The sequence below is a fragment of the Bradyrhizobium sp. UFLA05-125 genome (genome assembly GCF_059803515.1).
On sequence record NZ_JBANBJ010000005.1, the window covers coordinates 1 to 13,602 of the forward strand.

Here is a 13,602-nt window from a genome sequence, read left to right on the forward strand (position 1 = left end):
CGCCGGGGGAGGCGGAGGCGGCGCGGCGGCCCGCACGGGTGGAACCTTCATCGGCTCGCTCTGGCGCGGCGGACGCGGCATCATCGGTTCGCTGCGCGGGACGCGCGGCGGCATCGGCTCGGCCCTCGCCTGTGGCTCGCGCTCGGGACGCGGCGCGATCGGCTCGGCCGAAAAACCGGCGAGCGGGTCGCTGCGGCGCTCGCCGAGCGCAGGCGCGGGCCTGCGCACTTCGTCGGCGAAGGAGGGGCGCGCGGGCCGTGGCGGTGGCTCGGGCATCTGCGGCTCGGGATGGTCGAGCAATTCGGGGCGCGGCGCGGGCTCATCCCAAGCGGCAGGTTCGGGCATCGGGGCGAGGCGCGGGGGCTCGGCATTCCCGGACCGTTGCGGCAGCTGATCGCGACTCGCGGCCGCGCGCACGATGTTGGGTTCGACGACGATGTCGGTCGGGCCGCCGATCATCAGGAGATGTTCGACATTGTCACGCCGGACCAGCACCAGGCGGCGGCGGCCATCCACGGCGGCCGCGTCGATCACGGCAAGCCGCGGCATCCGGCCGCGCTGGGTGTTGGCGCCCAGCCGGTTCGAGGCGAATCGGCGAACCAGCCACGCGGCCAAGCCGATCAGCGCCAGAACGACGATGAACGCTAAGATAAAGGTCAAAGGGCCTTGCATGCTTGTCCCCGGCAAATGGCGCTTGTCTCATGCGGCCAATGGTCGAAATCCATCCCGACCGCAAGCCCGCGACGCCCCAGAAGTTCGATCCCTTAACACCTTACGGCAAGTTCTGCCGTCCCCAGTTCTTAATAACCCATGAATCGCCCGATCCAAAACGACTTCTTGGGGATTGTCCCGGAGCCAAGCGATTGGGTTAACGAGTGTTTCGGAGGCGTAGAATCACGGGGGCGAAACCTTGGCGTTTCAGGGCGGTACATCTGTCGCTGATATCTTAACCAGCCGTTAACCATACACGCGGCAAATTCTGCCTAGCTCCGGGCCTGATCCGGGGCAAGGAGCCGCAAGCCATGTCCATCAACGACCTTCCGGTGCTCTCTGCGCTTCGCACCAAGATGCAGTGGCACCAGGAACGCCAGCGCGTCCTGTCCGAGAACGTCTCCAATTCCGACACGCCCAACTTTCGGCCGCGCGACCTGGTCGAGCCCAAGTTCGACAAGACCGGCGCGGTCGCCGGCTCGATGGGGCCCCTCGCGATGGCCCGCACCAGCGCCTCGCACATGACGCCGTCAGGCGCGCCGTCGAGTTTCGACCAGAACAAGAATGCGGGCTTCGAGACACGCCCGGCGGGCAACGCCGTCAATCTCGAGGAGGAGATGATGAAGTCCGCCTCGAACCAGATGGATTACGCGGCCGCGACCTCGCTCTACTCCAAGAGCCTGCACCTTCTGAAGACCGCGATCGGCAAAGGCTAGAGCTAGCGGAGGCGCATCATGGCGAACGACAGCAGCGACTTTGCCCGCTCGATGGCGATTGCGACCTCCGGCCTGCGCGCCCAGGCCGGCCGCATGCGGGTGATCTCGGAGAACATTGCCAACGCAGACTCCACCTCCCAGGCCGCCGGCGGCGATCCCTACCGGCGCAAGGTGCCGACCTTCTCCTCTGCGCTCGACCGCACGCTAGACGCGCAAGTCGTCACCCTCGGCAAGATCAAGTCCGACCAGTCCAACTTCCGCGTCAAATACGAGCCGAACAATCCGGCCGCCGACGCGAGCGGCAACGTCAAATATCCGAACGTGAACTCGGTGGTCGAAATGACCGACATGCGCGACGCGCAGCGGTCCTATGAAGCCAATCTCAACATCATCAGTGCGACGCGCCGAATGATCCAGCGCACGCTCGACATCCTCAAGGCCTGAACAGGAGGCTCAAAGCCATGGCTTCACCGACGATTGCCGCCAATGCCTATGCCAACCTCGCGCGCGTGCTGGAAAACAGCGCTGCCGGGAAGGGATCGGAGACGAGCGGTCCGTCCTTCGCCGCGCTGCTCAAGGACTCCATCGGCAGCGTCATGGAATCCGGCCACAAATCCGATGCGCAGACCGTGGCCATGGCGAGTGGCAAAGCCAACGTGATGGACGTGGTGACGGCGGTGGCGGAAACCGACGTCGCCGTGTCGACGCTGGTGTCGGTGCGCGACCGGGTGATCCAGTCCTACGAAGACATCATGAAGATGGCGATCTGATTTTCGTCACGTCATTCCGGGGCGGTGCGAAGCACCGAACCCGGAATCTCGAGATTCCGGGTTCGCGCTGCGCGCGGCCCGGAATGACTGAGTGGGTTGTAAAGCGAGAATCAAAATGACCGGACCTGAGACGCTTGATGTCGCCCGCGATGCGATCTGGACGATCGTGATCGTATCGTCGCCGCTGATGGTGGTGGGGCTCGTGGTTGGTGTCGTGGTGTCACTGTTCCAGGCGCTGACGCAGATCCAGGAGCAGACCCTGATCTACGTGCCGAAAATCCTCGCGATCTTCGCGACCATGCTGCTGGCATTGCCCTTCATGGCCGACGCGCTTCATTCCCACATGCTGCGGATATCGTCGCGAATCATCGGCGGCTGAGGCAGTATGCGTAAACCATGCGCATCGACGTCTCGCTGCTGCCGGCGCTCGCCGCGGCCTTCATGCTCGCCTTCGCCCGGGTCGGCGCGATGGTGATGCTGCTGCCGGGGCTCGGCGAGACCAATATCCCGACGCGCGTCAAACTGTCGATCGCGCTGCTGCTCACGCTGATCATCCTGCCGCTGCATCGCAACGCCTACCATGTCGACATGGGCTCGATAGCCTCGCTCCTGGTTTTGATGCTGCATGAGATCGCGATCGGCATCGTGCTGGGTGCGACCGCACGCGTGACGCTCGCCGCCCTCCAGGTCGCCGGCGCCGTGATCGCGCAGCAGATGGGGCTTGGTTTCGTCACCTCAGTCGATCCGACGCAGGGCCAGCAGGGTGTGCTGGTCGGCAACTTCCTGACCATGCTGGGCGTGACGCTGCTGTTTGCGACCGATAGCCATCACCTCGTGATTGCCGCGCTCAACGACAGTTATGCGATCTTCGCGCCGGGCGAGACCATGTCGAGCGGCGACGTCGCTTCGCTGGCGACGCGCGCCTTCGCTGCCGCGTTTCGGCTGGGCTTGCAGCTCTCCGGGCCGTTCCTGGTGTTCGGCCTCGTCTTCAATATCGGGCTTGGCGTGCTGGCGCGGCTGATGCCGCAGATGCAGGTCTATTTCGTCGGCGTGCCGCTCTCGATCTTCGCCGGTTTCCTCGTGCTCGCCGTGGTGCTCACGGCGCTGATGGGCACCTTCCTCGACTATTTCATCGGTGTGATGCACCAGATGATGCCGCTTAAGTAAGAGGAATCCCTAGTGCCGCCGATTTGAAGTTCCTCCAGTGTTTGCCGCGAGTTCTGTGAGGAACTTCAAATCGATAAGCGGCACTACCCAAACTGAAGTCTTGTAGCGCCCTTCTGCTTTCCGAAGTTCGTGCACGGGGGCCGCGAAAGTGACGAACTTCGGAAAGTGGGCGCTACGTGGCGGACGACAACGATCCCGAGAGCCAAACAGAAGACCCGACACAAAAACGTCTTGAGCAAGCGCTCGAGCGTGGCGACGTCGCCAAGAGCCAGGAGATCAACACCTGGTTCATGATCGCGGGCGGCACGCTCGTGATCTCGACTTTCTCGGGCTCGGTCGGCAGCGGGCTGGTGACGCCGATGCGCAACCTGCTCGCCAATTCCTGGATGATCAAGACCGACGGGGGGAACCTGCTTGCGCTGATGCAGCAGATCGAGCTCGCGGTGGTCGCCGCGGTCGGCGTGCCGTTGCTGATGCTGGTGCTGGCGGCGATCGCGGGCAACATGCTCCAGCACCGCCTGGTGTGGTCGGCCGAATCCCTGAAACCCAAATTCAGCAAGCTTTCGCCTGCAGCCGGCCTCAAGCGCATTTTCGGCAAGCAGGCAGCGGCGAACTTTCTCAAAGGCATCGGCAAGCTGATCGTGCTCGGTGCGGTCATGACCATGATCCTGTGGCCGGAGCGGCATCGCGTGGAGTCGATGGTCAAGCTCGATCCGTCCGCCATGCTGGGCGTCACCACCAGCATGACCATCCATCTGCTCGGCGCGGTGGTCGCGGCGCTCGCCATCATCGCCATCGCAGACTATTTCTTCCAATATCGCAGCTGGTTCCAGCGGCAGAAGATGTCGCTCCAGGAGATCAAGGAAGAGTTCAAGCAGTCCGAAGGCGACCCGCACATCAAGGGCAAGGTCAGGCAGCTCCGCCTGCAGCGCGCCAAGAAGCGCATGATGGCGGCGGTTCCCAAGGCCTCCGTGATCATCACCAACCCGACCCACTACTCGGTGGCGCTGTCCTACGAGCGTGGCATGCAGGCGCCGATCTGCGTCGCCAAGGGCGTCGACAATCTCGCCTTCAAGATCAGGGAGGTCGCCCGCAACCACGACATTCCAATCGTCGAGAACGTACCGCTGGCGCGCGCGCTCTATGCCACCGTCGAGATCGACCAGGAAATCCCGGTCGAGCACTACCATGCTGTCGCCGAGGTCATCGGTTACGTCATGCGGCTGAAGCGCGGATTCGGCGCCGGACGGCAATAAAACACCCGAAAAGTACCGGAAATGGCCGTAACCTGGGAATCAGCGTACGTTTCGCCCCTGCCGCCCTTGCGCCTGCGGGTCCGATTCAGGCAGGGAGGGTCCGTTGCGCAATTCGCGCGTTCTTTTCCTGTCAACAGGCTGCGCTGACCTGGGATGACCGCTGAGACCGACCACAACCTGTCACGCGAGCCTGTTGCGGTGCATGAGCCGCCGCAGCGCTCGGGCAGCATCGCGTTGGTGTTCCTGGTGGCGGCGACGCTCGTGGCAGTTGCCGTCGGGCTGATGACGCTCGGCCGGACGCAGGCGCAGCCCTACATCCTCGGCATTCTCGCCGTGTTGGCGATGGTTGGTCTGTTCAACCTGTTCGCCTTTGCGGCCGGCATCGTCCGTTTCGCCGACCGCAATCTCGACGATCCCATCATTGCGCGCATCTCCGATCATGCCTTTGACGGGCTCGCGGTGACCGATCCGCGCGGCCATGTCGTCTATTCCAACGCGGCCTACTTGACCATGACCGGCGCTTCCGGTCCGCAGGACGTGCGGCCCGTCGAGCGCGTCTTCATCGGCAACCCCGATGTGTCGGAGGCCGTTTTCCGCCTGCTGAAGGCCGCCCGCGAAGGCAAACGGCAGCAGGAGGAGGTGCGCATCTCCGGCCATGACGGCAGCCAGGGTCGCTGGCTGCGCATGCGGGTGCGTCCACTCGGTACGGGTAAGCGCGAGGCCAGATATGCGGTGTGGTCGATCGCCGACATCACGCGCGACCGCGAGCGCCAGGAGGACGTGTTCCAGGAGCTGCAGCACGCGATCGAATATCTCGATCACGCGCCGTGCGGCTTCTTCTCGGTCAATCCTGCCGGCGAGCTCGCTTACGTCAACGCGACGCTCGCCAACTGGCTCGACTATGATCTTGCCGAGATCGGCTCGGGCGGCCTCAAGCTCACCGACATCGTCTCCGGCGACGGCGCCTCGCTGCTGACCTCGATCGTGGCGGTGCCGGGCGAAGTGAAGACGGAAGTCTTCGACATCGACCTGCGCATGCGCACCGGCAGGACCATGCCAGTGCGGCTCTATCACAAGCTGGCCTTCGGAGCCGACGGCACGCCGGGCCCGTCGCGCACCCTCGTGATCAGCCGCGCCCGCGACGAGCGCAGCGATCCCGACCGCGCCGCCGAGGTGCGCTTCATGCGCTTCTTCGACCACACGCCAATGGCGATCGCCACCGTCGATCGCGGCGGCAATGTGGTGCGGGCGAATGCGCGTTACGCCAAGCTGGCGCAGGGCCTTGGCCTCGACAGCGCCGCCAGGTCAATCTTCCGCGCGATCAATTCGCGCGATCGGAACCTGCTGATCGCGGCGATCAACCAAGCCGCCGAAGGGAAGGGCGACATCGCGCCGGTCGAGGTGGCGCTGGAGGGAACGAAGGAGCGCTGGGGGCAGTTCTTCGTTACGCCGGTCGACGAGGGCGAGAACGACGCCGAGGCCGCGATCGTGCACATGCTCGAGACCACCGAGCGGCGCGCGCTGGAGAACCAGATCAACCAGTCGCAGAAGATGGAGACGGTCGGCCAGCTCGCCGGCGGCATCGCCCACGACTTCAACAACGTGCTGTCCGCCATCATGATGGCGAACGACTTCCTGCTCAACGCGCACAAGCCGACCGATCCGTCGTTCCAGGACATCATGCAGATCAAGCAGAACGCGACGCGGGCTGCGACCCTGGTGCGGCAGCTGCTTGCGTTCTCGCGCCGGCAGACGCTGCGGCCGCAGGTGCTCGATCTCGGCGATGCGCTCTCCGATCTCACCATGCTGCTCCGCCGGCTGATCGGCGAGAAGGTGAAGCTCGATCTCGTCCACGGCCGCGACCTCTGGCCGGTGAAGGTCGACGTCTCCCAGTTCGAGCAGGTCATCGTCAATCTCGCCGTGAACGCGCGCGATGCGATGCCCGACGGTGGCAAGCTGATCATCCGCACCGCCAACGTCGCCACGGACGAAGCGGGCAAGCTCGCCTATAAGGGCATGCCGGCGGCGGACTATGTGCGGATCGAGGTCGCCGACACCGGCACCGGCATCCCCGCCGACATCCGCGACAAGATCTTTGAGCCGTTCTTCTCGACCAAGGAGGTCGGCAAGGGTACGGGCCTCGGGCTGTCCACCGTGTACGGCATCGTCAAGCAGACCGGCGGCTTCATCTACGTGGATTCCGAGCCGGGCAAGGGCACCTCGTTCCACATCTTCCTGCCCCGCCATCATGCCGAACCCGAAGCGCAGGTCGAGGCGCCGGCGACCGGCGCCGCCCCGACGAACGGCGCGGCCAAGGAAGCGCCTGCGACCGAAGCAAAGCCGCGGACCGACCTCACTGGGCAGGGCACCATCCTGCTCGTGGAGGACGAGGAGGGCCTGCGCGCCCTGAACGCGCGTGGCCTGCGCTCACGCGGCTACACCGTGGTCGAGGCCGAGAACGGCGTCGAGGCCATGGAGGTTCTGGACGAGCAGAGCGGCGCGATCGATCTCGTCGTCTCCGACGTGGTGATGCCGGAGATGGATGGTCCGACGCTTCTGAAGGCGATGCGGGAGAAGAACCCCGACATCAAGTTCATCTTCGTCTCCGGCTATGCCGAGGATGCCTTCGAGAAGAGCCTGCCCGAAGGACAGCAGTTCGACTTCCTGCCAAAGCCGTTCACGCTGAGCCAGCTTGTCGCGGCCGTGAAGGAGACGATGAAGGCGGGGTGAGGTTCTGATCTCGTAAGGGGGCTCCGACGGTAGGGCGCCCGCGACGAAAGGGGTAATTCCGCACCATCCCGCGACTGAGGGCCGCAGCCTGAGGTTCCGATACTGGCTTCACTTTTGCGTTCCGCTGCCCATCTTAGGGACACTTCCCCATGCCGGGGATTTGGGAAACGCACATGAATTTCTCGTTACGCAGCCGCAGTCTCGTGAAGACGATGGCCGTCGTGCTGGCGCTGGCGCTGCCGACCGCGCTCGCGATCACTTCCGCCGACGCCCGCGTCGGTGGCGGCTTCTCGTCGGGCTCGCGCGGTTCGCGCACCTTCTCCGCGCCGCCGTCGACCTCGACCGCCCCGGGCACGGCCACACCGTTCAATCGCACCTATAGTCAGCCGGGCGCGAACTCGACCGCGCCGATGGGTGGCGGCCTGTTCAATCGTCCGGGCGGCGGCATGCTGCGCGGGCTCGCGGCGGGCTTCATCGGCGCCGGCTTGTTCGGCCTGTTGTTCGGTGGCGGCCTGTTCGGTGGTCTCGGCGGCCTGTCGTCGATCCTCGGCCTGATCCTCCAGATCGTGCTGGTGGTGTTCCTGGTGCGGATGGCGATGTCCTGGTGGCAGCGCCGTCACACGCCGCAGGCGGCCTATGCCGGCGCCGGTGCCGGCAGCGGTCCGCAGCCAAGCTATCGCAGCGGACTTGGTTTCGGGCTCGGCGCCAACAACGCGCCGCTGGAAATCCAGCCGGCCGACTACGAGAGCTTCGAGCGCCTGCTCGGGGATATCCAGGCCGCCTGGTCGAGCGAGGACGTTGCAAAACTGCATACGCTCGCGACGCCGGAAATGGTCGCCTATTTCGAGAAGGATCTGGCTGAGAACCGCGCCCGCAACGTCGTCAACAAGGTTTCGAACGTAAAGCTGTTGCAGGGCGACCTGGCGGAAGCCTGGCGCGAGGACGTCACCGACTATGCCACCGTCGCGATGCGCTTTGCGCTGACCGACAAGACGGTCGATCGCAACACCGGCGCGATCGTCGCCGGCAGCGAGCAGCCGAGCGAAGTCACGGAGGTCTGGACCTTCGCGCGCCGGCCCGGCAGCAACTGGGAACTGTCGGCGATCCAGCAGACCAACTGATCGGTTCGCAAATGAGGGAACAAGGGCGTCGTGCTGCGGCACGGCGCCTTTTTGTTTGGGTACTTCGCGTCACGGCGGCGGAATAATGCGGCGCGCGTCGGGTTCGAGTCAGGCGGCGGCCAAAATACAAGCACAACCGGAGGAAGCGATGACCCGTTTCGAGAGAACGACGACGTTCCCCAGCCTCGCGTTCGCCGTAGCTGCGCTCGCCTTGCTCGCGGCGCCGTCCGCGCTGGCGCAATCGGCCGGCATGACCTTCTTCGTGACCTCCAGCGGTCCCGGCAAGGGCGCCGATCTCGGCGGCCTCGATGGCGCGGACGCGCAATGCCAGAAGCTCGCCCAATCCGCCGGCGCAGGCACCAAGACCTGGCACGCGTATCTCTCGACACAGGCCGTCGACGGCAAGCCGGCCGTCAACGCGCGCGATCGCATCGGCAAGGGGCCGTGGCAGAATGCGAAGGGCGCCGTGATCGCCAAGGACGTTGCCGACCTGCACAGCCCCGCCAACAATCTCACCAAGCAGACTGCGCTGACGGAGAAAGGCGAGGGGATCAATGGTGTTGGCGACCAGCCGAACCGCCACGACGTCCTGACGGGATCGCAACCCGACGGTACCGCGTTTGCCGGTCCGGACGATCGCACCTGCAAGAACTGGACGTCGAGCACGCAAGGCGCCGCGATGGTCGGCCATCTCGATCGCCGGGGCCTGCGCGACGACGAGCCCTCGAAATCCTGGAACAGCTCGCATCCCTCGCGCGGACCGGATGGCGGCTGCTCGCAGGCCGACCTGAAGAGCACCGGCGGTGACGGGCTGCTGTACTGCTTCGCTGCGAACTGACCGAAGGTCATTCCGGGGCGATGCGAAGCATCGAACCCGGAATCTTGAGATTCCGGGTTCGGTCCTTTCGGATCGCCCCGGAATGACGGTGTTTGGGATCGCGTGCTACGCTCGCATCAGCCCAATCACAGGACTGCCCCTCATGAAATACGAGCTCTATTACTGGCCCGAGATCCAGGGCCGCGGCGAATATGTGCGGCTGGCGCTGGAGGAGGCGAAGGCGGCCTATGTCGACGTGGTGCGCGGGCAGCGCGGAACGGCTGCGATGATGAAGATGATGGATGCGCAGGGCGGAACGCCGCCCTTTGCGCCACCGTTCCTGAAAGCCGGCAAACGCGTCATCGGCCAGACCGCCAACATCCTGCTTTATCTCGGCAGCCGCCACGGCCTCGCGCCAAAGACCGAGGCCGGCAAATTGTGGGTGCACCAGCTCCAGCTCACGATCGCCGATTTCGTGCTGGAGATCCACGACACCCATCATCCGCTCGGGCCATCGCTCTATTACGAGGACGCGCGGCCGGCTGCGAAGAAGCGCACGGCCGAGCTCTGGAAGGAGCGCGTGCCGAAATATCTCGGCTATTTCGAGGAGCTGCTCGATGCCAATGGCGGTATCCACGTCACCGGCCGCAGGCTGACCTATGTCGATCTCTCGCTGTTCCAGATCGTCGACGGCCTGCGCTATGCGTTTCCAAAGCGCATGCGCGCCTTCGAAAAGGATATCCCCGGCCTTGTCGCCTTGCGCGACCGCGTCGCGGCCCGGCCGAACATCAAGGCCTATCTCGCAAGCGAGCGCCGCATTGCATTCAACGAGCAGGGCATCTTCCGCCGCTACAAGGAGCTCGACGCGTAAGCTACCAGACGCCGGGCAGCAGCCGATGGCGCACGCGCAGCGCGTAGTCGGCATAGCCTGGAAGGCCCAGGATCAGCGTGCGCTCCTCGATGCGGATGCGGATCGCGAACAGCACGACGAACAGCGGCAGCATCGCAACGCCCCACCATGAGCCGACCAGCAGCGGCACGCCGAGGAAGAACAGCACCATGCCGCTGTACATGGGATGCCGCACATGGGCGTAGGGTCCGGTCGAGACCACGTGCTGCGCGCGCTCGGTTTGCAGCTTCACCACGGGTGCGGCGAAGGAGTTCTCGCGAAACACCCATAGCGTGAAGGCGGTCGAGGCGAGGTACAGCACGAAGCCGAGCGCCTGCAACGCAAGCGGCATGTCGGAGGCGCGATAGCGCCGTTCCAGGCCCATCGCGACCAGCCAGACCAACATCGCCAGGATGAACACGGCCATGAAGATCTTGTCGGCGGCCGGCTGATCCTTCTGGATGACGGGTCGGAGGCGTTCGGCGAGCAGCGCCGGATCGAGCCGGTGCAGCCACCAGCCGCAGACCGGGCCGAGCAGGGCGGAGGTGATCAGCATCACCCATGCACCGTGCCAATCGAGCGTGCCGGCGCCCGCAAACAGCAGCGCGCCCATCGCGATGACGACGATCGAGTTCTGCAAGAGCAGCCTTGCGATCATGCGCGTTTCCCTGCAGCTCGCACATGATGCTAGTGCCGCTATCTGGCGAAGATGCGGCTGAAGGCGGGCGAGAGCCCGGGGTTAGGCGTACTGATCGATCCGCGTGCCCTGGCCCGGCGGCAACGGCGGAGCCGGCGGCGGTTGATAGCTGGAATCGGAATCGTTGGTCTTGGCCTGGTCGTCCTGCTGCTTGGTCGTGTCGTAGTTCGGCACCACGATCCCGATCGGCGGCGGCGCAACACTGGAAACGCTCATCACGCAAATCCTCACAGATTGAAACACGCGAACATGACTCGCGGGAGCCGAAACTTCCGTGAAGCAGATCGTTAAAATGCGAGGGAATCCTGGGCGCGCTTGCGCTTCCCGCTCACTCGTCCTTCGGCCGCGTGATCGCGATCGAGGCTTCGGTCTTGGTGCGTGTGCACTCCATGTTCAGCCGCTTGTAGCGCATCGCCACCTTGTCGCCGCGCAAAAGGCCCATGCGTTTCAGGCAACGCGTCGCACCGGTCGAGGTGTCGTCCTTCGGCAGCGTGAAGATGATCGCCGCCGCAGAGGCGACCAGATCGTAGAACTGCGGCGTCGGCCGTCGCTCGCCCTTGGCATAGAGCTCGTTGGAATAGGTCTGTCCCTGCGCGCGGCAGCCCAGCGACAATTCCTTCGCCGCCGGGTGAGTGAGATAGATGATGTTGGCGGCCTTGAAGTTGACCTTCAGCCCATCGACGCCACTGGCAAGTTGCTTTGCGATGTCGTCGCACTGGTCCGCACGGGCGGGGGAGGCGAGGACGGCAAGGCCGGAGATGGCGGCGGCGGCCAGAATCGCGCCGCGGACGTTCAAGTTCAATGTCATGATGAAAAGCCCCTTCGGGGGCGCATTCAACCGTCGGCGAGACCGAAGTGCAAGGGGTGCAACCCGGCGTGGGTTGTGCTGGAGCAGTGAACCGTGACCGCCGCACGACAGGGGCCGGAACGCCCGGACCAGGATAGCGAATCCGGATGGCCGGACGGCACAGAGCTCCCTTCCTTTTGCGCCCAAAATGCGCTTAGAACGCTTCCATGCCAGGGCCTGCAAGAGGGCTCCGAAAACCCGAGATCGCCCCCATGAACGCTCCCACCGCCTTTCCCGACCAGTCCCAGCCCGTTCCGCCCTACAAGCACACCCCGCTGTTTCCGCTGGGCAAGGACGAGACGCCCTACAAGAAGGTTTCGAGCGAAGGCGTGCGGGTCGAAAAGGTGCTCGGCAAGGACATGCTGGTGGTGTCGCGCGAGGCGCTGCGGGCGCTGTCGGAAGCGGCCTTCGGCGAGATCAACCACTATTTGCGGCCGGGGCATCTGAAGCAGCTTCGCGCGATCCTGGAAGACGGCGAGGCCAGCCCGAACGACAAGTTCGTCGCGCTCGACTTCCTGAAGAACGCCAATATCGCGGCGGGCGGCGTCCTGCCGATGTGCCAGGACACCGGCACTGCGATCATCATGGGCAAGAAGGGCTGCAACGTCATCACCGACGGCGAGGATGAGGCGGCGCTGTCGGAAGGTGCGCGCGATGCGTACCTGCGCCGCAACCTGCGCTACTCGCAGGTCGCTCCGCTGTCGATGTATGAGGAGAAGAATACCGCCAACAACATGCCGGCGCAGTGCGAGATCTACGCCGAGGGCGACGACGCCTACAAGTTCATGTTCATGGCGAAGGGCGGCGGCAGCGCCAACAAGAGCTTCCTGTTCCAGGCGACGCCCTCGGTGCTCACCAAGGATCGGCTGCTCGCCTTCCTCAAGGAGAAGGTGCTGACGCTGGGTACCGCGGCGTGCCCGCCCTATCACCTTGCGATCGTGATCGGCGGCACCTCGGCCGAGCTCTGCATGAAGACGGTGAAGCTCGCCTCCGCCCGCTATCTCGACGCGCTGCCGACCCATGGCTCGCCGGACGGCAACGCCTTCCGCGACGTCGAGATGGAGCAGGAAATCCACAAGATGACGCAGTCGCTGGGCGTCGGCGCGCAGTTCGGCGGCAAGTATTTCTGCCACGACGTGCGCGTGATCCGCATGCCGCGCCATGGCGCCTCGCTCCCGATCGGACTTGGCGTGTCCTGCTCGGCCGACCGCCAGGTGCTCGGCAAGATCACCAAGGACGGCATCTATCTCGAGGAGCTCGAGCACAATCCGGCGCAATATTTGCCGCAGGTCGAAGAGACGCTTGGCGGCGAGGTCGTCAAGATCGATCTCAACCAGCCGATGAAGGACATTCTGGCGACGTTCGCGAAATATTCGATCAAGACGCGGGTCTCGATGACCGGCACCATGATCGTCGCGCGCGATTCCGCGCATGCCAAGCTGCGTGAGCGGCTCGAGAAGGGCGAGCCGCTGCCGGATTATTTCAAGAACCATCCGGTCTATTACGCGGGTCCCGCGAAAACGCCCGAGGGTTACGCCTCCGGCGCGTTCGGTCCGACCACGGCGGGCCGTATGGATTCCTTCGTCGACCAGTTCCAGGCCGCGGGTGGCTCAATGGTGATGGTCGCCAAGGGTAACCGCGCGCCGGCGGTGCGCGAGGCCTGCAAGAAGTACGGCGGCTTCTATCTCGGCTCGATCGGCGGCGCGGCGGCGAACCTCGCCGAGCACTGCATCAAGAAGGTCGAGGTGCTCGAATATCCAGAGCTCGGCATGGAAGCGATCTGGCGAATCGAAGTAGTCGATTTCCCGGCGTTCATCATCATCGACGACAAGGGCAACGACTTCTTCAAGGAGTTGAACCTGGGCTAGCACGCGTCCTCGT

The 13,602-nt window shown here is 64.7% G+C and carries 15 protein-coding genes; 11 read left to right on the forward strand and 4 right to left on the reverse strand.

What is annotated here, in order from left to right:
- Window positions 1-672, reverse strand: a 672-nt coding sequence (locus tag SO156_RS07590; protein WP_498534378.1) for a flagellar biosynthetic protein FliO, incomplete at its 3' end; no start/stop codon positions are given.
- Between the two features lie 350 nt (window positions 673-1,022).
- Between SO156_RS07590 and flgB the strand changes: the two genes are divergently transcribed.
- From flgB to SO156_RS07640, 10 genes are all read left to right on the forward strand, one after another.
- Window positions 1,023-1,427 (forward strand): flagellar basal body rod protein FlgB, encoded by a 405-nt coding sequence (gene flgB, locus SO156_RS07595; RefSeq protein ID WP_458151694.1) that lies wholly within the window; start codon window positions 1,023-1,025, stop codon window positions 1,425-1,427.
- An 18-nt stretch (window positions 1,428-1,445) separates the two neighbouring features.
- Window positions 1,446-1,871, forward strand: a complete 426-nt coding sequence (gene flgC, locus SO156_RS07600; RefSeq protein ID WP_498534379.1) for a flagellar basal body rod protein FlgC — start codon at window positions 1,446-1,448, stop codon at window positions 1,869-1,871.
- Between the two features lie 17 nt (window positions 1,872-1,888).
- Window positions 1,889-2,197, forward strand: coding sequence for a flagellar hook-basal body complex protein FliE (fliE, locus tag SO156_RS07605; protein WP_458151692.1), 309 nt, complete (start codon window positions 1,889-1,891; stop codon window positions 2,195-2,197).
- A 115-nt stretch (window positions 2,198-2,312) separates the two neighbouring features.
- On the forward strand, window positions 2,313-2,576 hold the full coding sequence (fliQ, locus tag SO156_RS07610; protein WP_007612284.1) for a flagellar biosynthesis protein FliQ: 264 nt from the start codon (window positions 2,313-2,315) through the stop codon (window positions 2,574-2,576).
- A 17-nt stretch (window positions 2,577-2,593) separates the two neighbouring features.
- The gene (gene fliR, locus SO156_RS07615) at window positions 2,594-3,364 is read left to right on the forward strand and encodes a flagellar biosynthetic protein FliR (RefSeq protein WP_458151690.1); all 771 of its coding nucleotides are present in this window, start codon (window positions 2,594-2,596) and stop codon (window positions 3,362-3,364) included.
- Window positions 3,365-3,540: 176 nt separating this feature from the next.
- A complete protein-coding gene (flhB, locus tag SO156_RS07620) occupies window positions 3,541-4,620 on the forward strand; it encodes a flagellar biosynthesis protein FlhB (RefSeq protein ID WP_458151689.1) in 1,080 nt (359 codons plus the stop codon).
- A gap of 153 nt (window positions 4,621-4,773) precedes the next feature.
- Complete coding sequence (cckA, locus tag SO156_RS07625; protein ID WP_498534380.1) at window positions 4,774-7,350, forward strand: cell cycle histidine kinase CckA; 2,577 nt, start codon at window positions 4,774-4,776, stop codon at window positions 7,348-7,350.
- A 149-nt stretch (window positions 7,351-7,499) separates the two neighbouring features.
- Complete coding sequence (locus SO156_RS07630) at window positions 7,500-8,471, forward strand: Tim44 domain-containing protein (RefSeq protein ID WP_498534381.1); 972 nt, start codon at window positions 7,500-7,502, stop codon at window positions 8,469-8,471.
- Between the two features lie 148 nt (window positions 8,472-8,619).
- Window positions 8,620-9,309, forward strand: a complete 690-nt coding sequence (locus SO156_RS07635) for a lectin (RefSeq protein WP_498534382.1) — start codon at window positions 8,620-8,622, stop codon at window positions 9,307-9,309.
- Between the two features lie 142 nt (window positions 9,310-9,451).
- Window positions 9,452-10,159, forward strand: a complete 708-nt coding sequence (locus SO156_RS07640) for a glutathione S-transferase (protein WP_498534383.1) — start codon at window positions 9,452-9,454, stop codon at window positions 10,157-10,159.
- A gap of 1 nt (window position 10,160) precedes the next feature.
- Here the strand turns inward: SO156_RS07640 and SO156_RS07645 are convergent, their stop codons facing one another.
- The 3 genes from SO156_RS07645 to SO156_RS07655 all read right to left on the reverse strand — a co-directional run bounded on the left by SO156_RS07645 (window position 10,161) and on the right by SO156_RS07655 (window position 11,682).
- The gene (locus tag SO156_RS07645; RefSeq protein WP_498534384.1) at window positions 10,161-10,835 is read right to left on the reverse strand and encodes a methyltransferase family protein; all 675 of its coding nucleotides are present in this window, start codon (window positions 10,833-10,835) and stop codon (window positions 10,161-10,163) included.
- Between the two features lie 81 nt (window positions 10,836-10,916).
- Window positions 10,917-11,090 (reverse strand): hypothetical protein, encoded by a 174-nt coding sequence (locus SO156_RS07650; RefSeq protein ID WP_498534385.1) that lies wholly within the window; start codon window positions 11,088-11,090, stop codon window positions 10,917-10,919.
- A 112-nt stretch (window positions 11,091-11,202) separates the two neighbouring features.
- Window positions 11,203-11,682: a hypothetical protein gene (locus tag SO156_RS07655; protein WP_458151008.1), complete on the reverse strand. Its 480-nt coding sequence runs from the start codon at window positions 11,680-11,682 to the stop codon at window positions 11,203-11,205.
- 251 nt (window positions 11,683-11,933) lie between these two features.
- On the opposite strand from SO156_RS07655, the gene SO156_RS07660 reads away from it, so the two are divergent.
- Complete coding sequence (locus SO156_RS07660) at window positions 11,934-13,589, forward strand: fumarate hydratase (protein WP_498534386.1); 1,656 nt, start codon at window positions 11,934-11,936, stop codon at window positions 13,587-13,589.
- Window positions 13,590-13,602 lie beyond the last annotated feature (13 nt).